At 48.1% G+C, this 19,934-nt stretch carries 16 protein-coding genes; 4 read left to right on the top strand and 12 right to left on the bottom strand.

Features of this window, described 5'->3' with window-relative positions; genetic code table 11:
• The first annotated feature begins 66 nt into the window (after positions 1-66).
• Complete coding sequence (gene greA, locus ACJJI7_RS02975) at positions 67-543, top strand: transcription elongation factor GreA (protein ID WP_026305241.1); 477 nt, start codon at positions 67-69, stop codon at positions 541-543.
• 61 nt (positions 544-604) lie between these two features.
• Here greA and ACJJI7_RS02970 read toward each other — a convergent pair whose 3' ends face one another.
• The 10 genes from ACJJI7_RS02970 to ACJJI7_RS02925 all read right to left on the bottom strand — a co-directional run bounded on the left by ACJJI7_RS02970 (position 605) and on the right by ACJJI7_RS02925 (position 11,131).
• Positions 605-1,750 carry a hypothetical protein gene (locus ACJJI7_RS02970; RefSeq protein WP_282952485.1) on the bottom strand — a complete coding sequence of 382 codons (1,146 nt, stop codon included), beginning with the start codon at positions 1,748-1,750 and terminating at the stop codon, positions 605-607.
• A gap of 765 nt (positions 1,751-2,515) precedes the next feature.
• The gene (locus ACJJI7_RS02965) at positions 2,516-3,406 is read right to left on the bottom strand and encodes a hypothetical protein (protein ID WP_020414641.1); all 891 of its coding nucleotides are present in this window, start codon (positions 3,404-3,406) and stop codon (positions 2,516-2,518) included.
• A gap of 532 nt (positions 3,407-3,938) precedes the next feature.
• Complete coding sequence (locus tag ACJJI7_RS02960) at positions 3,939-5,168, bottom strand: hypothetical protein (RefSeq protein ID WP_444900992.1); 1,230 nt, start codon at positions 5,166-5,168, stop codon at positions 3,939-3,941.
• Between the two features lie 524 nt (positions 5,169-5,692).
• Positions 5,693-6,574 carry a hypothetical protein gene (locus ACJJI7_RS02955; RefSeq protein WP_444900993.1) on the bottom strand — a complete coding sequence of 294 codons (882 nt, stop codon included), beginning with the start codon at positions 6,572-6,574 and terminating at the stop codon, positions 5,693-5,695.
• 67 nt (positions 6,575-6,641) lie between these two features.
• A complete protein-coding gene (locus ACJJI7_RS02950) occupies positions 6,642-7,523 on the bottom strand; it encodes a hypothetical protein (protein ID WP_026305243.1) in 882 nt (293 codons plus the stop codon).
• A gap of 679 nt (positions 7,524-8,202) precedes the next feature.
• Complete coding sequence (locus ACJJI7_RS02945) at positions 8,203-8,745, bottom strand: hypothetical protein (protein WP_444900994.1); 543 nt, start codon at positions 8,743-8,745, stop codon at positions 8,203-8,205.
• Positions 8,746-8,789: 44 nt separating this feature from the next.
• Positions 8,790-9,662 (bottom strand): CsgG/HfaB family protein, encoded by an 873-nt coding sequence (locus ACJJI7_RS02940; RefSeq protein WP_020414645.1) that lies wholly within the window; start codon positions 9,660-9,662, stop codon positions 8,790-8,792.
• A gap of 31 nt (positions 9,663-9,693) precedes the next feature.
• Positions 9,694-10,113, bottom strand: a complete 420-nt coding sequence (locus ACJJI7_RS02935; RefSeq protein ID WP_020414646.1) for a curli assembly protein CsgF — start codon at positions 10,111-10,113, stop codon at positions 9,694-9,696.
• Positions 10,113-10,541, bottom strand: coding sequence for a CsgE family curli-type amyloid fiber assembly protein (locus tag ACJJI7_RS02930; RefSeq protein ID WP_020414647.1), 429 nt, complete (start codon positions 10,539-10,541; stop codon positions 10,113-10,115). Before ACJJI7_RS02930 ends, ACJJI7_RS02935 begins: the two co-directional genes overlap by 1 nt.
• The gene (locus tag ACJJI7_RS02925) at positions 10,538-11,131 is read right to left on the bottom strand and encodes a helix-turn-helix transcriptional regulator (RefSeq protein ID WP_020414648.1); all 594 of its coding nucleotides are present in this window, start codon (positions 11,129-11,131) and stop codon (positions 10,538-10,540) included. The genes ACJJI7_RS02930 and ACJJI7_RS02925 overlap by 4 nt, the downstream gene beginning before the upstream one ends.
• A gap of 777 nt (positions 11,132-11,908) precedes the next feature.
• Here ACJJI7_RS02925 and ACJJI7_RS02920 point away from each other — a divergent pair.
• From ACJJI7_RS02920 to ACJJI7_RS02910, 3 genes are all read left to right on the top strand, one after another.
• On the top strand, positions 11,909-13,378 hold the full coding sequence (locus ACJJI7_RS02920) for a hypothetical protein (protein ID WP_444900995.1): 1,470 nt from the start codon (positions 11,909-11,911) through the stop codon (positions 13,376-13,378).
• A 114-nt stretch (positions 13,379-13,492) separates the two neighbouring features.
• Positions 13,493-14,404 (top strand): glycerophosphodiester phosphodiesterase family protein, encoded by a 912-nt coding sequence (locus ACJJI7_RS02915; protein WP_353375709.1) that lies wholly within the window; start codon positions 13,493-13,495, stop codon positions 14,402-14,404.
• A gap of 50 nt (positions 14,405-14,454) precedes the next feature.
• Positions 14,455-15,366, top strand: coding sequence for an MBL fold metallo-hydrolase (locus ACJJI7_RS02910; protein WP_444900996.1), 912 nt, complete (start codon positions 14,455-14,457; stop codon positions 15,364-15,366).
• Between the two features lie 118 nt (positions 15,367-15,484).
• Here the strand turns inward: ACJJI7_RS02910 and ACJJI7_RS02905 are convergent, their stop codons facing one another.
• A complete protein-coding gene (locus tag ACJJI7_RS02905; protein WP_444900997.1) occupies positions 15,485-18,595 on the bottom strand; it encodes an efflux RND transporter permease subunit in 3,111 nt (1,036 codons plus the stop codon).
• A gap of 116 nt (positions 18,596-18,711) precedes the next feature.
• A complete protein-coding gene (locus ACJJI7_RS02900; RefSeq protein WP_444900998.1) occupies positions 18,712-19,830 on the bottom strand; it encodes an efflux RND transporter periplasmic adaptor subunit in 1,119 nt (372 codons plus the stop codon).
• Positions 19,831-19,934 lie beyond the last annotated feature (104 nt).

Below are 19,934 nucleotides of genomic sequence, written 5' to 3'. Positions count from 1 at the left end.
AGTTCCGACCGGGCCTTGTGGTAACACAGGGCCCGGTTTCGTAGTAACTATAATGGAGGTCCCACATTGAACCGGGTACCAATGACCGTTGAAGGCGCAGATGCGCTGCGTTCAGAATTGGATAATCTGAAAAAAGTCGAACGCCCCGCTGTTGTACAGGCTATTGCCGAGGCGCGAGAACACGGTGATTTGAAGGAAAATGCCGAGTACCACGCGGCGAGGGAGAAGCAGGGCTTTGTTGAAGGGCGTATCCAGGAAATTGAAGCCAAGCTGTCCCATGCACAAGTGATCGATGTAAAGTCGATTGAGCCCAGCGACAAGGTAATTTTCGGTACTACAGTAACGATTATTCACCTGGATAATGATCAGGAAGTAACCTACAAGATTGTTGGTGACGATGAAGCTGATGTGAAGAAACACAAAATCTCAGTAAATTCACCGATTGCCCGTGCCCTGATTGGCAAGGAAGTGGGAGACGTGGTTGTGGTGCATACTCCCTCTGGCGCAGTGGAGTATGAGATTGATACGGTAGAGCACCTGTAATAAGGTCCCTCACCACAAAAAAGGGCGGCCATAGGCCGCCCTTTTTCTTTCTGATAGTTTTCTATTGTAAAACAACGCTCTTGTTTGCATGGCCTACCTGAAGAACCAGTGCAGTTTCACAGTGGCCAAACTGGCCGACCAAGCTTTCATTGTATCCACCGACCTGGACTGCTAACGCCTTATGCTTACTACCGATCTGGCCTAGATAGACGTCGTTGCCATATCCAATCTGCTTGGCATTGGCGTAGTTATAGTAACCGGCCTGGGAGATATCCGCCTCGTTGTAGAAGCCTTTCTGATCAATGGAGGCATCGTTATGCTCCCCATAAGCTTGGCGAATATCGGCATCATTTTTATATCCGTACTGCTCTATATTTGCATAGCTTTTATCAGCGTATTGATCGACGTCCGCGTCATTCCTCCAGCCTTTTTGACGAGTTTTGGCATCATTATGGTCGCCATGTTGATCAATTTCGGCATCATTTTTATAGCCACGCTGCTTGATGCTTGCGTAGTTATAATCACCCGGCTGGTTGATATGTGCGTCGTTCATCCAGCCTTTTTGCTTAACATGAGCATCGTTGTGATTACCGCTCTGGTGAACGTCGGCATCGTTCATACCACCATGACCCTGATAGATATGGACGTAGTTCCCTTCGCCGGTTTGTATAACATCGGTGTCAGCATGGTCGCCTTTTTGTTTGATAATTACCTCGCCATTGTAGCTACCCAGCTGGGTTATGGATGCCTTGCCATAGTCGCCACTCTGCTTAATTTTGGCAACATTGTACCCACCAAAAGTTTGAAGCGTTTTAGCGTCGTTACCGTTACCTTCCTGGTAATGGTAAGACTTACTATGGTGCTCGTTAACCTGCAGGGTTACTGAAGTATTGTGGTCCCCTACCTGCTTGGAAGTGGCATGGTTATCGTGCCCAAAAATTTGGGTTATGTTGGAGAAGTTACCGTCACCATATTGGTATTGTATGGCTTCGCTGTCATGCTCTTCGCCTTGTGAAGCGACAGCGGCATTGTGATCACCATATTGTACTTGTTTTACGTAATTGTCATGGCTTCCAGCGCCAACCTGAAAAGAATTTACCGTGTTACCGTTTCCATATTGCAGTTGCTCGGTAACATTATCTGCCGCAAAAGCGGTACCGCTGATAGCGAGAGTAATTGCGGCAGCGATAGGGGTCAAAGATTTCATGAGTGTCTCCATTACTACATAAAAATGAGCATCACGATTGGGGTCAGCGTTCAAGTGCTGATAGGGATGGCACGTCATCCTGTGCCGAGGTTTTTACAGCGAAAGCACTAGCCCGGCAGAGTCAGCGCAACTGTAAATCGGGAATACGGCCAGCAATAGGAGGTGGCCGCATGAAATAGCGTATCGATGGAAAATCGAGTTGAGGGGAAAACATATACATGATAATTGGCATCCTTGATACTGCTTAGGAGTCCAAATGTTCGTTCCGTCCTCTTCAGTCTTGTAGCTGTAGTGAGATGCGGCTATAGGAGAGAAGTTCTAATTCTCTAGGAATAAAGTTTTATTTGTAGAAATAGAGAGAGGAAAAATAGTGATTTTGGCGACGCTGCCAGGTGATTCAATATGGCTATCTAAAATCTGCGCAGATAAGGGTGGGCGGAATGGAGTCAAAGTGCGACAGACAGCTATCGAAAAATTAAAGTTTACTGAGTGAATGGCAAGGATGATTTAGTTTTCGGATAAAAAATTTTTACTATGTGACCTGCTTGTGATTACTTGTATCCAATTTCGATGACGTTTGCAGTTATTCTACGGTTTAGTAGGTCTGGGATAATGGAAATTAAGTGTGGCTATATGGGGGTAGCTCCCCAAAAAAATAGCTGGGAGTTAAATGGTAAGGGAAATTAAATTATTGCCCGGAAATTAACTCCAAAAAATAAGAATGGCTGAGGAGCTAATTAATCTCCTCAGCATGAAATATCTGGATTACTGATGCACTATGGCGGTATTACCTGTGCCCACCTGGGTAATATTTGCTGACTCAGAAAACCCAGACTGGATCACCGTTGCGTTATTCAATCCACCGGACTGGTTCACTATCACCATATGTCCGCCACCAAGTCCGCCACCACCTGACTGCATAATAGTGGCATGGTTCATAAATCCATCCTGATTAACATAAGCGCTGTTGTACCAGGAAACCTGGACAATCGTAGTCAGGTTGCTTTCACCATTTTGAACTATATCAGCTTCGTTATACATATCAGCCTGTTCAATTTCAGCAGTGTGGGACATACCCGCCTGATGAATATTGGCGTAGTGACCACTGCCTTCCTGGCTGATTAAGGCTTCGTGATAGGAACCTTCCTGCAGTATATAAGCCTCGGAGTTAAAGCTTGCATATTGGCCAATCAGAGCGCCATGAATATCGCCAATTTGCTCAATAACTGAAACATTATCACTACCAAGGTGCTGGTGGATTTCCGCCTCATTGCCCATTCCATTCTGGCGAATCATAGCCTCATTATTTTGTGCCGAAATCTGGTAAGTACTGGCTCGATTGTCCATTCCTGATTGATAGATCAGTACATTGTTTCCGATGCCACCCATCTGCAGGCTGTACATGTCATTCAGGGTACCTTCCTGAATTTGGTAAATGGTGCTGTCAGCCTCATTGGTCTGTATGGCTTCAGCGCTATGATGGTTGCCACTTTGATTAACTTCAATATGGTTGTCGATAGCGCCTATGTCCGTCTGGTCGGCCGTGGCGGAATTGTTATTACCACTCTGTTCAATTGTTGAGGTGTTATCTGAAGCGCTTACAATACCACTGGCTGACAACAAAATTGCCAGGGGCAGAACGGTAACCTTCCTCACTGTGTACTCCTGCGTATTACCGTGTACTCGAGTCCATTCATATCCATTTACACGAAGATGGCCTCTTCCAAGTGAAGCCATCGCCGGGGCCTACAAAATTTCCTTACAGGAAACTTTAGCTGAAGTGAGCGTAAAAAAAATGCCTTGGCAGGTATGTCTTTTCAATTGATGTGTATTTTTAAATCTATTTTTCTTGGCACCTAATTAAATGCAAATTATCGTATTGTCGTTTAGTTTGCTTGGGTGATGTATTGGATTTTAAAAGTGCCAGCTGATGCTTTTTTCTTATACTTAAACCAGTTGATGGTACTTGTTGGTATGGTATTTACCTTTGGTTGTGCATTTACATATCCAGAGATGCTGGATTTCAATATTACTTGGAAGATGCAGCTATGAAACCGTAATACATAAAAGAATCTAATTTTGTGGTGTGGAGAGGTAGTAAAGATTCAAGTGTCTAGTGTTTCCAGAGATCGGAATTGAAGTGCTGGGAAAGCTAACCTGTTGTCAGGTCGGCCTTCCCAAGTTTGAACTACTGAACAACAACGGCCATATTGCCATCCCCAATTTGGTTTTCTGTGGAAACATTACCATCACTTAGCTGGGTAACAGAGATCATATTTGCATTGCCGACCTGAGTTGCAATAGAGCTATTGAAGCTACCAATCTGCGATACATTTGTGACATTTCCTGTTCCTACACCTTGCAAAATGAAGGAGTCGTTTGAGCTGCCAGGCTGAATGACTGTTGCAAAGTTAAAGCTACTAAATTGCTCGGTTAGTGCCCAGTTATCGTCACCAGTTTGACTGTGTATAGCAACTTGGTTATCACCAACTTGCCAAAGCTCACTGTAGTTGTCACCTCCCTGTTGAGTGATATTAAACTGGTTGAAGGTGCCAACCTGGGTTGATAGTGATGTAGCGTTTGTTGCTAATACCTGGTTGTGTACTACACCATTGGATGTGCCAGATTGGATTGCATTAATAGAGCTTAAGCTACTGTTACTCTGTAATAGAGTGCCACTGTTGGTGCCATTTTGTGTGAGAGTGGCAGTATTCGCAAAGCCACCAGTTTGTGTGATATTGGCAACGTTAATTGTGCCAATCTGGGTAGCATTGGCCACGTTACCGGTGCCCGATGTTTGAGCAACTGTGGCAATATTGGTTACTCCAAATTGGGCGACAGTAGCCGCATCTCCGGTACCCATTACCTGGAAAACATTGGCTTGGTTTGTGGTGCCATCTTGCACAACAGTAGCCACGTCAGCCAGGTTCATGATTTGGAATACAAAAGCATTATTATTAAAGCCACTCTGTGTTGCTACTCCAACAGTTAGTGTGTTAGAAACTTGATCAATCTGGGCTGTCTGCATATCTCCAGACTGGATAATAACCGCGGCACCGCCAGTATTGAAATCCTGATCGGTTACCGCATTGTGATTATTCAGAATCTGGGTAATGGTGGCCGTGGTGCCCAGTGTATTACCTTCCTGGTAAGATTCGGCGTTATTATTATCCCCGGTTTGGGTTTGTGTAATCACCCCTAAGCCATTGCCGTTTGTTTGCTCTGCATAAACTGTATTGTTATTTCCCACTTGGGTCTGGAAAATAAAGTTATTGTTAACGGTTGGATCACTTTGATCGGCAGTAGCTGAGTTTCCTGCCCCATTCTGGAAAAGTACGGCAGTGTTGTTTGCAGCGACGGCTCCGGTACTGGCGATTGCAAGAAAAATACTTGCCGCTAAGGGTGTGTACTTGTTCATCGGTACTCCTAGAGAGATATCTTGATCAGCTTGAGAAGCTTTTTAATGCGGAAAAATTGATAAAACAGCATCATCCGGTACTGCAAAGTACTTTCACACTGTAAAAAATTTCTGGGTATTTCCAGGTGGCAGTTTTGCAATCAATATTTGAAGACAGAACTTCAATTTTTGACATTCAGGAAATCAACCTTGCGATACCTCATGAACAGCATCTTGATGCTGAGTAGAGTTTTGATGAGGAGCGGTTCTACGGCTATAGGACAGAAGTCTTGAAAACCTGGGAATAAAGTGGGCTTTTTTATAAGTTAACGATACTTATGCCATACAGTAAATAAATCTGTGACACCATGGGATTAGACATTAAGGTTTTCACCCTCCTCTACTATTTCCAGGAGCTTTTAGCTTCGCAAATTTCGTTGAGAAAAAAGTAATCGTACCTCGAGGTTATAAAAGCAAAGAGAAATCAGGGTTTAAAAAAAGGCGGTCATTTAATGACCGCCACAAGCTTCTCTCTCTCTAAGGAACTACTGTGTAATTACACCGACATTACCAATGCCAACCTGAGTGGCGAATGCAGTTTCGTTAAATCCGATCTGAGTGGTGAAGTGGCTATTGAGCAGTCCCACTTGAGTTGTTACTGCATCATGGCCCAAACCTATCTGAGTTTTGGTGGCAATATTCAAGAGGCCCACTTGGTTTGAGTGTGCATCATTGAATGCGCCTAATTGAGTATGCAGGGCAAAATTCAAGCCACCAGCTTGCAGGATGCCAGAATCATTGAAGAAACCGGTTTGGATAGCTGTAGCGCTGTTTAATGCGCCGAGCTGGTTTGAGGTAGTGGTGTTAAAGGCACCAACCTGGGAATGGAATGCGCTGTTCAGGACACCGGTTTGAGTAACTGCAGCAGTATTGAAGGCACCCAAAGGCTGTACTATCAGAGCCAGGTTGAGCAGACCGTTTTGAGTTACAGTGGCAACATCAAAGAAGCTGATAGTTTGCAAAGTGCTGGCAAAGTTTACAAATCCATTTTGGTTGATATTTGCCACACTGCCGATAGATGGTAACGTCTGTGTGGTTGTACCAACGTTTGCAGCACCTACTTGGGTAATATTTGCAGTAGTTAGTGTGGAACCAATTTGGAAGGAGGTGGCCGCATTAAAGGCACCAGCCTGGGTATGATTGATGGTGCTCAAACTATTTCCCGCAGATTGTAATGCAGTGGATAGATTAAGCAGGCCAACCTGGGTCTGGATAATGGTATTATTATCTACCCCTGGGCCAACCTGAGTTGCAGTGGCCAGGTTTCCAACTCCAAACTGGTTTTGAACAGCTGTGTTGTTCGCTGCGAAAGCACCGGCAGTTGCGGTGAGGGCAATTGCTGCGGCGATTGGGGCTAACTTCTTCATGGTAAAACCTCTAACTTCCTAGTACGAGTGATTTGACATCCATTTTCAAAAGGTTTGGTCGGTATTCCTACTGCACTATTATGCCGACGTTACCAGTACCGACCTGAGTGGCAACAGCGGTTTCGTTGAGTCCAAATTGAGTGATGGTATGCAAGTTGGCGGTGCCAACCTGATTGACAATTGCATCGTGCCCAAACCCGGCTTGGGTGATGGTTGAAATGTTGATAGTGCCTAGCTGATTGGTGAATGCATCGTTAAAAAAGCCAGTTTGGGCATGAAGGGATACGTTGCCGAAACCAGTCTGTAGTGTGAAAGAATCACTGCCCAAGCCAGCTTGGAAAACGGTAGCAACATTGAGGGTGCCCACTTGTGTGGATGTTGATGTGTGGAGTGCACCTGTTTGAATGTGTGTGGCGATGTTAACATCACCCACTTGATTGGCAATGGCAGTATTTAAGCTGCTGAGTGTCTGGGTAACAGTCGCAACATTAAAGTCGCCAGCTTGATTAATTGAAGCAAGATCCAGTGAACTGGCAGTTTGAGTAACCACGCCAGTGTTAAAATCACCGACCTGGTTAATAAGTGCTGTAGATGCAAATGACGAGGCGGCTTGTGTGGTTATACCACTGTTACCGCTACCAACCTGGGTAATAGAAGCGGTGTTCAGGAGTCCGCCAGATTGAGTGGATGTAGCAGTGTTCAGGGCGCCAGTTTGGAGATGGTTGATAGTATTGAGGTCACTGCCAAGAGTTTGTAGAGCAGTTGATGTATTGACAGTGCCAGCTTGAGTCTGAATTACCAGGTTATTGTCAACACCTGGGCCGACTTGAGTGGAAGTCGCGATATTGCCTACGCCTCCCTGATTCTGGATTGTGGTGTTACTTGCTGCAAGTGCGCCACTGCTTATGGCAATGGCGACCACTGCTGCGATAGGGGTTAACGTCTTCATGAGATACTCCTTTTCTTCCGACGCTATATAAACCAGCGAAATTTACGCTGAATTACTTCCGTACCTTTTCAGGTAAGGGTAATTACGGCAATACGGTTTTATCCCGCTGGGGAATTTAAAACACTATTGATCCGTGACTGAATACTGCTACCAGCGACTGATCGTTCCCTGTCGCTAGATAAATTTCATTAAGATGGCGGTACTGCTCTAATGCCAGGTTGAAAATTCAAGTGTCTCCCAGGTACAACATTCGGGACCTTGGTAAAGAAGGGCCGGTTTGGCCCAGAGAAGATGATCTCTATATAACAACCTAATGCCTGCATGACGTAATGTCCGAGAGGTGTAAACAACAAGTGATCGGATATGTTTAGAGTTTTGCCCTAATCCTGCGAGACGGCTATAGGAGGTAATTCTCTAAAAACTAGGAAAATAGTTCGAATCATTAGATGATAAATTTATGGAGATTTCTATTTCAGTAAAATATACGACTGGCTAGATATGCGGGGTTTGTTTGAGTTGAATGTACTATATCGATAGCAGAGTTGAAATCAGTGCAGGATTAATCATTATTAACTTAGGTGAAATGCGCCGAAAGCAATTTTTAATGAAAGACAGACCTTGGTGGTGATAGAAAACCAATAAAAAATAGTGCCAGTAGAGAATTGATCAAATACCAGTTTTAATCGTATTGGCTGATATGGGTGGTCGTCGCAGTGCCTGTTACTGTGACAGACGTGTGTAATCCATGGCCACTTTGGTAGATGTTGACCTTATGCAATATGCCAATTTCTTGTACATGGGCACTGTTTTGCGTACCGAATTGGGAAATCCCGGCAGAATTTCCCATGCCGTACTGCTCGATATCAATTAGGTTCTCGTAGCCTACCTGGATCAGGCCACTTAAGTTTTGATCTCCTATCTGGCTTGATAGAATAACATTGTCTTCGCCAGCCTGGGTGACAGAGAGATTATTTCGATTGCCATCCTGATGAGCAGATGTGTAGTTGGTTCGCCCTGACTGTCGTACGTTGATATGGTTTACACCGCCTTCCTGGTTAATGACGGTGAGATTGGAAACAGAAATAAGGTTGGCGGCGCTCAGTTCACTGGAGATCGCCAGCTCATTGCTGGAATCCAGGTCTGTGGCGCTGCAAACCCCTGAAAAGAGAAAGAGGGCAGCGGTAAGGCTCAGGGGGAGATGGTGCTTGTTAATACTTGGCATGGTTGCTTCAGCCTTTTAAGCTCGTCCTGTCTCAAGTGGATTCATCACATAATCACCGTGCTGTCATTCAGGTAATATTGCAGTACGGGGTTGTTGATATCATCGGGGTTCGCCAGTGCCCATGAATTGTGAATAATTCCCTCACTGATCAGATGAATTACCGCAGATTCCATTGCTGAAAGCATAGCAAGTTGTGCGGGTTCGTTGTATGTCACTCCGGCTTCCATTTCCAGTAGGCGCCGGAATCTTACAAAGCGAAATACATCGGCACTGATTGCTTTTGAGTAAACGGTTTTCGAGGTCAATACCGAATGCAATATTCGGCCTGAGCGGATATCGATAGCACGCAGATTCACGGAGACCTGATCAATACGGTATTGCTCATCAGCTCCGATACCAAAGTAGCGGGCCCCTGCGCCACCAGTTTGAATATTCTGGTCGTAGGCGACAATTCCCCCTTCCAATAAGACATTGGCGGCAATTAAGGTAGGTAGAGGGACACTGTTGTTTGCAGGGGCATCCGGCTTGCTGAGACCAGCGCGAATAATTTTTCTTTCAGTGAGTAGGTTTTGCAATCCCTCGCGTTCAAGCGCAATAAACCATCCTGATTCATTCAGCACATCCATCAACATGGCGGCACCGCCCTGGGTGACAGCGGTAGAGAAGCTGCTGTTTGGGGCAGGCTTGTATTGTCCCGTTTGGTCCCGGAAACTGTATACCGCTGCCAGAATTTTACCCTTTGGTTCTGGCAGGTTAAGTAAATCCCTGTAGGTGTTCATACGCGGTGTGAGCATGGCCTCAGTACGACCTGGGCCAAAAATGGCATCACCAAGACTTTTAAATGCGGAGCAGCCGCTTAGTGTTAATATGAACGCCAGGGCGGGCAAAACTATGGCTTTTTTTATTGCATTACGCATTGCCAGTTTTCCTTCGGAGTTGGGTACTATGCTAATTAGTCGGGTTGAGCCCGCTTACAACGATTTCGCTTTTATCTCCAGTACTCCGGTCAGTGATCAACACGGTCAGTACACCGTCGTTGTCAACGATCTGCACGATAAAGTCATCAGTTATTAGTTCACCGCTATTGCCATCGCCCACATCAGTAAGCAACTGGTTTAAAAGCCGTGTTTCGAGGGAGTCAGTAAAACGATCCAGAGCGCTGGGCTGCTCATACAGACTGTCTGGCTTGTCGGGGTCATCATGGCTGTCCTGTGCTTGCGCATTTTGTAGCAGGTAGGTGCCATTTAATGGGTTGCCACCAAAGTTGGGGTTTACTGGTTCGTAAATTAATTCTGTGGCATAGCCACTGCTGGACAGGAACATAATCACAGGCAGGGCAGCAGGAACTATCAAATATCTGATTTGCATTAGAATTCATCCTTTCCCAAATCAAAATTATCTGTGAACGCACTGCTTACGCGATCTTGTAGTACCGCTTGGTGAATATACTGTGCTGCCTCATCGGCCAGCCGGTGTATATTGTTGGTGCTTGGGGTGATAAAGCGCCGAAAAACTATTTTGTCGTTATAGGTTACCCAAATCAGGTTGCCCCACCGTGCGGAGGGGCGCTCGTAAACTGTTAAGTTGTAAGTTGAATCTGGATAGTTCAGATTTCTGTATTCACTCAGATAACGCGCAAAATCATGCCCGGTTCGCGTTATTGTTCGATCAATATTAAACCCGCTGATTTCATCCTCTAGTTTGCCTGAGTCGGTGTCTGCAGGAGGGACGGTTGTGTCATCCTGAGCATAGGCAATTGACATACAGAGAAAAAATATCAGCAGGCTTAGCCTCATATTTTCTCTTCCTGGAGATTGAGTTTTGCCCAATTACTGGCTTGCAGGCGATTCTTTACGCCGATTTTTCGGAATATGTTATACATGTGGTTTTTTACAGTGTGTTCACTTAAGTGAAGTTTGGTGGCAATCACACTGTTGGGTTCACCCGTAGTCAGTTGTCCTAGAATTTCCTGTTCTCTGCGTGTTAGAGGAAGAGGATTTGGGGTACTGCCATGCTGCCTGCTTTCACAGCTGTGAATAGCAGTACTTAATCTCTGAATTAAATTTTCCTGGCTGGTATTACTGTCACAGAGGAGGTAGAAACCACTTTGGCGCAGTTTTTCCAAGATATGTAAAGGTAAGTCCACTGGAAAGTTAATAAGGATAGCTTTTGGATGACTGATTTTTTTCAGATCGGAAAGAAATTCTTTGGATGTGGCGGCAATACCTATTTGCCAACAGTCAACAATTATTGCCTCATAGTGCTGCAGGCAATGGCGCTGTTTTCCTATGCTCGCCTTTTCCCATGGGAGCGGAATAGACTGAGAAAAAAGTGAAAATAAAAGATCGCCCTGAAGGCCGGAATTGCTGAAAAAAAGAACCGGCATATACCTCGTACCTCTCCTTGATACAGATAGATCTTTCCCAAATTTGAGTTTGAGATCCTCTATCAACTCCTGTTACATAAGTTTCCTGATTGGCTTTTGATGCCTCTTTTGAAGGCATCCCTGCTTACGCATATTCCCTTTTTGTACTTAGGGAAAATGACTCACCCAGTGAGAATTTAGTTTGGAGTGTAGACGTGGGGTGGGACGGCTTGGAAAAATAGATGCCTTATTTTCAGTTATAAAAAAACCACATTAAGAAAATGTCGCAGTTATTTTTTATTGGTGGAACTATCTGTGAAAATTGTTCTCATGTATCCCTGAGTGTCATTTTCCCAAAAACACTTCTCCCTGGTCGTGATTTTTTGCTGTGTCATTTGCGTCTTTAGCTTCTCAGTCCTACCTCTTTTTATTCTGAATGCTTCGCTTTATTGGTGCTTAATATTTGGAGGATTTCCTGAGTCATTTTTTATCTGGGAATACTGCCTGGTTAGTGAATATTTGAGGAGGACTCTTTCCCGAGAATTTGTCGGCATTGTAATTTGAGAAGGTGTGGCGTGCGAATAAACACTATTGGGTAATTCAATACATTAATGCTGCAAATGCTATTTCGATGCCGGTTTATCTTGTTGAAATAGATACCCTGGTACCATTTTGTCTGGGTTTATCTCTGATAGGGTGATGTCGTCTTATAGCAATATAAACTGTGACATTTTGGGCGATTGTGTGACTGCTAGCTGATAGGATGGGCCATTGAATTGTCGCTAGGGTGCTAACATCGTGAGTCCATTAATCAATAGTTTGCCGCTGTGGCTTTGGCTCCTATTCGGCCTTTTCGCAATGTTCCTTGCCAGGAGGCCGGTACATAGGGCTATATATGCTCTGGCGCGCTTTAGTTATCGTTCCCTGCGCCTTGCGGCTGGTGCATTGGGCACCGCAGAGCAGACTCTCCTTGAGCGCAATCGAGAAGTTTTGCTGGCAGCTGGCAGGGCGACGGCAGAGCGTCATATCGAAAGGGAATTTGAGCGTATAGAAGGGGCAATGAAGAGAGAGTTGGCGCAATATCCAACACTTCACCGTCGTTTGTGCGAGCAGCTGACATCTATCGATGAAGACTATGTACGCAGTGCTGAAGTGCCTCCTGAACCCTCCAACTGGGCTCGTGCTATTCGCTCCGTATCAGAAATTCCCGCCCAGGATGATTCTGTTGTGGCAGACGTGCTGGAAACGATTAATCACTCCATGCGAAAGGCGGAATCCAAGGCTCTGGAGTCTTATCGGGAATCTACTCGTGAGCGACATCAGTTACTGAAACGAATGATGCCCAGTTGGCGTGCAATGCTAATCACACTGGGGAGAATCAATAAAAATGTAGAGTCGGTCATTCGGCGTACTAAAGCCCTGGACTTACACATGGAGCGCTATGAGGAAATTTTGCAGGAAAGTGATCGTAGTGTGCGCTTTCTGTCAGCCTCTTCCATGGGCCGATTTTTAATTGCTTCCATGGCTTTAATGGTGGCGGTGGCTGGTATTTCTGTTAATTTTCAGTTAATCGCGCGCCCGGTAGCAGAAATATTGGGTGGTAATAGTTTTCTCGGTAGTTTTGTTGTTACAGATATTGTCGCCTACGTACTTATCTTTTTACAGGTGAGCCTTGGAATCATGGTGATGGAATGCTTGCAAGTCACACGGATGTTTCCGGCGATCAATACCTTGTCAGATAATATCCGGCGTCGTTTGAACTGGGCTGCTTTGGCACTGTTGCTACTTTTTTCTATGGTAGAGGCCTGCTTGGCATTTACGCGTGAATTACTTTTACAGTATGACCAGCTGCTGGCTGCCAGTGCAGGTGAGGCTTTGCCGATGATGGCGGGAATGGGGACTTATTGGCCTGTTTCTCTGACGCAGATGGGGCTTGGTTTTATCCTTCCTTTAATTCTGGCTTTTACTGCAATTCCATTGGAGCAATTTATCTCCTCTGCGCGTACTGTAATAGGCACCTGCCTGGTGCTCAGTTTACGTCTGCTTTGTGGTGGGCTGCGCCTTTTGGCCACTTCAGTAATGCATACTGGCATACTGTTAAATCGTTTTTATGATTTGGTGATCTTTTTTCCTTTGTGGTTACAGGAAGTATTGCTTCACTACTGGAAAGAGAGAGCTAATAAGGGCAGTGGCGGGAAAGAGAATACTACGGAAAATAATGAGAGAGCTGGAGAAGAGCTAATGGCCGAGCCAGCTGTCAATGGTTGAAATTCTACGTGGTATAAGGACTTTTATAGGATTTTGTGTATTGACTGTGTCTGCAAGCGGTGTTTGGTATGCCAGGGCAACTGTTTCTTTGTCGCGTATAAATGGTATTGATTCATGTCTATGTTGTTGATCTTTGCTGGTCTGTTGATCGTGCTGATGATTTACGCCAGATCAAGACCTGCGAAAAAATCGGCATTGCGGCTTACACATACACGTAACCCTATGGTGATTTCCCATGGTAATGATTGCAGCAACGGTCTGTATCCCGGTAATACCTCGTTGTATTTACAAAAAATGGTGGAGCTGGGTGTCGATGGTATCGAAGTGGACCTCTGGCTTACCGCCGATGGCCATCTGGTTTTATTACATGATCCTGAGTTGAAAGACTCTTCAGATGGCAGTGGTTCTGTTGAGGATATGACCCTTGCCCAGTTGCGCGAGTTAAATATTGCTTATCATTGGAGCCCCGATGGAGAGAGCTATCCCTATCGTGAGAATCCTCTGACAATTATTACTATTGAAGAGGCATTGGAGGAAGTGGGTGATACTCCTCTGATTCTGGAGTTAAAAAGCGCTAAATACGCTGCCGCAGAGGTTTTGAGCGAGGTATTACAGACGAAGGAAAAGCATGGGCAGGTGATTGTTTCTTCCTTTCATCATGGAGTTGTTCGTGCGTTCAGGCGTCTCAGTCCGGATGTTGCTACAGGCGCAGTGACCTGGGAAGCGGCACTATTGTATTTTGCTCAATTGATTCGAGCGGAAGGCCTGCTGGCCCCTCACTATCAGACAATGCAGTTGCCAATGTTCCACTTTGGATTGGATGTGGTAACTGCGGGTACTATGCGTGCGGCACACAAACTCAACCTGCATGTTTCTGTGTGGACAGCAAACGGGCGGGCCGATCTACAACGCTACATCGACCTGGGCGTGGATGGTATTGTTACCGACCGCCCTGATATATTAATGGCCATGTTGTCCGGTCAGGAAGCAAAGGGCGAGCCTAAGCAGCTAGAGCAGGCGTCCTGAATTGAGTAATATCACTGTAGCAATATGACAATAAAAACAGAGAAATATTCATGAAGCAGATTGCAGCTATTGCGGTGCTGTTAGCGTCTCTAATCAGCACCCCGCTATTGGCCGAAGGCCGCTTTGCCAAGATCGAAATTAGCAGTGAGCCGGTGGCAGGTAATGTATATATGCTCCAGGGGGCTGGTGGCAATATCGCAGTACTGGTCGGAGAGGACGGCACCTTTATGGTGGATGACCAATATGCACCACTCACTGCAAAAATACAGAAAGCGGTGGCGGGTTTGGCAGATCAGCCGCTGCGCTTTGTGATCAATACCCATTGGCACGGCGATCATACCGGCGGCAATGAAAACCTGGGTAAAAGTGGTACCCTGATCGTTGCCCATGAGAATGTGCGCAAACGTGTGAGTACCGAACAGTTTATAGAGGCTTTTAAGCGTAAGGTTGAGCCCTCACCGCCAGCAGCACTACCGGTAATCACCTTTACCGATGCCACCACTTTTCACTGGAATGGTGATGAGGTTAAGGTACAGCATGTCGGCCCAGCCCATACCGATGGTGATTCTATTGTGCATTTCGCCAAAGCCGATGTGATTCATATGGGCGATATCTATTTCAATGGCACTTATCCATTTATCGATCTTTCTTCTGGTGGTTCGGTGAATGGCATGATTGAAGCTATGGACACCGCATTGGCGCTTTCTGGTAAAAACACAAAAATCATTCCCGGACATGGTCCTCTGAGTAATCCTGCGGAGTTAAAAGTGCAACGGGATATGCTGGAGACCCTGAGGGATCGCATTCAGAAATTGGTCGATAGTGGTCAAAGTCGCGATCAAGTCATTGCTGCCAAGCCCACCAAGGATTTCGATGATCAGTATGGACAGGGTTTTATGACCCCGGATATTTGGACCGGTATTGTGTATGACTCTCTGGCTGCAAAATCCAAGAAGTCTTAATCGTATGTTGATGGTGGCGATTAAAAGCTGCTGAATGAAAAAAGGCCTGGATGTAAATATCCGGGCCTTTTTTCTTTTGGTTTTTACTTGAGTCTTTTTATTAGGGTGTCAGCGATTATCAGGATACCTGCGGCTCAGCACCATTTAACTCCGTTGGAATTTCTACCTCAGTCTCTGTTTTCTCCTCTCGCACCCGGAACCAGGCGGCATACAGGGCTGGCAGGAAGATCAGGGTCAAGGCGGTAGCTACGATCAATCCCCCCATAATGGCAACAGCCATGGGGCCGAAGAAGTCACTGCGCGACAGTGGGATCATCGCTAATACCGCAGTCAGGGCGGTTAAAACGATTGGGCGGAAACGCCGCACAGTGGACTCAATAATTGCCTCCCAGGCACTCAAGCCCTGGCCGATATCCTGCTGTATCTGATCCACCAGAATGACGGAGTTGCGCATAATCATACCGGCCAGGGCAATGGTGCCTAGCATGGCGACAAAACCGAAGGGTTTGCCGAACAGCAGCAGGAACAAGGTAACCCCGATCAGTCCCAAAGGCGCGGTGAGGAAGACCATCGTAGACAGGGACATGCTGCGCAGCTGCAGCATCAGCAGGGTAAATACCACCAACACAAACAGCGGCATACCGGCATTCACTGATTTTTGTCCGCGCTCGGATTCCTCCACACTGCCACCAATTTCCAGCAGGTAGCCCGGTGGCAATTGCTCACGAATATTCTGCAGGCGCGGCCATACTTCATTTACAACATTAGCGGGCAGTTCTTCACCATAAATGTCTGCGCGCACTGTGACCGTGGGCAGGCGATCGCGGTGCCAGATAATCCCTTCCTCGAAGCCGTACTCCAGGGTGGCAATCTGGTTGAGGGGGACACTGCGGCCGCTGTCGGTTTGCACCGCCAGATTGCCCAGTTGGCTGAGAGCGTAGCGTTCTTGCTCATCGCCGCGCACTCGTACGTCAATCAGTTCGTTGTCTTCGCGGTATTGGCTAACGGTAATACCGGTGAGTGAGCTTTGCAGGGCACGGGAAAGCGAGGCGCTGTTCACACCCATGGTGCGTGCGCGGTCCTGATCGATATTCAGATTGACGGTTTTACTGGGCTCCTCCCAGTCCAGATGTACGTTGGTAACCTTGGAATTTTCCCGCACACGCTCGGCAACCTGGCGGGCCAGGCTGCGCACTTCACCAATATGTTCACCGGAGATACGAAACTGTACCGGATAGCCAACCGGTGGTCCATTTTCCAGGCGGGATACCCGGCTACGCAGGGTGGGGAATTCCTCCGCCATGGTTTCGATCAGCCAGCTGCGAACCTGCTCGCGCTCCTCAACACTGCGGGTCATCACTACAAACTGGGCAAAGCTGGCTGCAGGAAGTTGCTGGTTCAGTGGCAGGTAGAAACGCGGCGAACCGGTGCCCACATACACCACATAGTTTTCCACCAGGTCGTTTTTATCCAGCAGGGTTTCCAGCCGCTTGGCCTGGAACTCGGTGGATTTCAGTGAGGCACCTTCGGCCAGCTTGAGATCTACTAATAGCTCCAAACGCCCGGAAGAGGGGAAGAACTGTTGTGGCACCAGACGGAACAAGGCCAGGGAACCGATAAAGATCGCCAGGGTTGCCACTATGACAGTTTTGCGGTGGCGCAGGCACCAAGTGATCAGGCGGCGGAAGCGCTGATAGAAGGGCTTCTGGTAGGGGTCCTGAACCTCACCGCTGTGATCATGGCGAGCTAAATTGGGCAGCAGGTAATGTCCCAGGTAAGGCACGAATACTACTGCGGCAATCCAGGAAACAACCAGGGAAAGCGTGACTACCTGGAAGATCGAGCGGGTGTATTCCCCAGTGCCGGATTCGGCCGTGGCGATGGGTAGGAAACCGGCGGCGGTGATTAAGGTACCGGTGAGCATGGGGAAGGCGGTACTGGTCCAGGCGAAGCCGGCCGCTTTTAGTCGGCTGAGCCCCTGTTCCATTTTGATGGCCATCATTTCCACGGCGATAATGGCATCGTCCACCATCAGGCCAAGGGCGAGTACCAGGGCGCCCAGAGAAATCTTGTGCAGGCCAATATTGAAGTAATTCATTAATGCGAAAGTCATGGCCAGCACCAATGGTATCGATAGCGCTACTATCAAGCCGGGGCGGGTACCGAGGGAGAAGAAGCTCACTAATAGGACGATGCCCAGCGCCTCTGCCAATACCTGCAGGAACTCACCCACACCGCGTTTTACAGCCGCAGGCTGGTCGGACACCTTACGCAATTGCATGCCGATCGGCAGGTCTTCCTGCAGCTCGGCAAAAGTAGTGTCCAACTGTTTGCCCAGCTTGAGGATATCACCGCCTTCTTTCATGGATACGGCCAAGCCGATGGCGTCTTCGCCCATAAAGCGCATGCGCGGTTGTGCAGGATCGCTGAAACCGCGGTGTACTTCGGCAATATCACCCAGCCTCTGGGTGCGCCCACCGGCGGTGATGGGGAAGCGGCGAATTTCATCGACCGAGTGAAACTGGCCGCTCACGCGAATACGCACACGGTCGCTCACTGTATCTACAAAGCCGGCATCAGCGACCTGGTTTTGCGATTGCAGTGCGCTTTGCACTGCGGTGAGGGGAATACCCAGGGAGGCGAGCTTGGTGTTGGAAATTTCCACCCAGATTTTTTCGTCCTGCAGACCCAGTAATTCCACCTTGCCCACATTCTTGACCCGCTGCAGTGCCAACTGCAGGCGCTCGGCATAGTCTTTCATCAGGGCGTAATCGAAGCCGCTGCCGGTCAGCGCGTAGATATTGCCGAAAGTGGTGCCGAATTCGTCGTTAAAAAATGGGCCCTGGATATCCGGTGGCAGGGTGTGGCGGATATCACTGACCTTTTTGCGTACCTGGTACCAGAGATCGGGAATATCCCGCGAATGCATATCGTCGCGGGCGACAAACAGCACCTGGGATTGGCCGGGGCGGGAGAAAGAGGAGATGCGTTGGTAGTCGCCAGTCTCCAGTAGTTTTTTCTCTACCCGCTCGGTAATTTGGCGGGATACCTCTTTGGCACTGGCGCCGGGCCAAAGGGTATTGATCACCATTACCTTGAAGGTGAAGGGCGGGTCTTCACTTTGCCCAAGTTGCGTGTAAGAGGCTGCGCCAAGCAGCCCCAGTACGATCATGGCGTAGAGTACCAGCGGGCGATTTTTCAGTGCCCATTCGGAAAGGTTAAAACCCATGGCAATTTCTCTGTGTTGAAGCACGGCCCTATCGAGCAAGCCGTATTTCGGCAAATTCGTAGCAGCGCCTTTTTACTGCGCGCCCGGTCAGATTCTTTTCTGAGTGCGGCCGCCAATCAGTCCTGGCGCGCGAGGGCCCGGTCTGGTTCGATTGGGCGGTTCATGCGATCCACTGGGCGAACCTGTTGTCCTTCCAGTAGAAGGTGAGTGCCGGCGGCAACGACCCAATCATCGGCGCGCAGGCCGGAGAAAACTGGTACAAACTCCTGGCCATAGGGCCCCACAGTGATTTCGGTTTTATGCAGGATTTGCTGCTCGCGGTTCAGTACCCATACGAAGGCTTTGCCTTCATCGGCGCTCACTGCTGACATGGGGACCTGTAAAACATCGGTAGCTGCTGCTTTGGGAACGAAGACCCTGGCGCTCTGGCCTATTTCAATGCCGGTGGTTTTATCGGTAAAAGCCACGCGTGCTTCAAAGGTGCGGGATACTGGATCTGCGGCGGGGGATAGCTCACGCACCAGGGCGGGAAAGGATTTACCTGGTTGCGACCAAAGTTCCACGGTCAGTGACTGGCCGACGCGGAAATGACCAATTGCCTGCTCCGGCAAATCGATGCGCACCTCGCGTTCACCGTCGGCGGCCAGCTCGAAAACCCCCTGGCCAGCGGCGACAACCTGGCCTGCTTCAGCCATACGGCGGGCGATCACTCCGCTCTCAGGCGCCTTCAGTTCTGCGTAAGTGGCCTGGTTGCGCGCTACATCCAGTTGCGCCCTGGCCTGTTGCAGACGCGCATCGCTGGCTTCGAAGCGGGTTTCCACCGCATCGAACTGTGAGTGACTGACCAGCTGGCGTTCCAATAGTTTACGGTGACGCTCTAACTCGCTGCTCGCCAAGCGCTGGTCGGCTTCGGCAGAGGTGAGGTGTGCGCGCGCAGAATCCAGCTGCAGGAGCAGGTCCTCGGTATCCAGTTCGGCCAATGCCTGCCCCTGCTCAACGCGGTCGCCCACATTAACCAGGCGCCGCTGCAATTTGCCACTGATGCGGAAGGCTAAGGCGGGTTCGAAGCGGGCGCGTACCTCGCCGGGATATACATCCATCTGTGCGCTGGCCACCTGGGGTTGGACCATTACTGCTGGGCGGGGTTTTTCTTGCTGTTCGGTGGGCTCCGATGGCGCGCAGGCGGACAACAGCAGGCTGAATGACAGCGCGGTGAAGAGTAGCGGTCGGTACATAGGGGCTCCCTTCCTCGGCGGCGAGGCGACAAGGTAAGTCCAGAAGTGGACGAGTCATGGCCGGGCGGCCGGTAATGTTATACTGGCGAGTATAGTAAATTTAT

The sequence above is a fragment of the Microbulbifer variabilis genome (genome assembly GCF_056232115.1).
The sequence above is the reverse complement of the archived record's forward strand: the minus strand, read 5'-3'. Positions and strand labels throughout refer to the sequence as shown.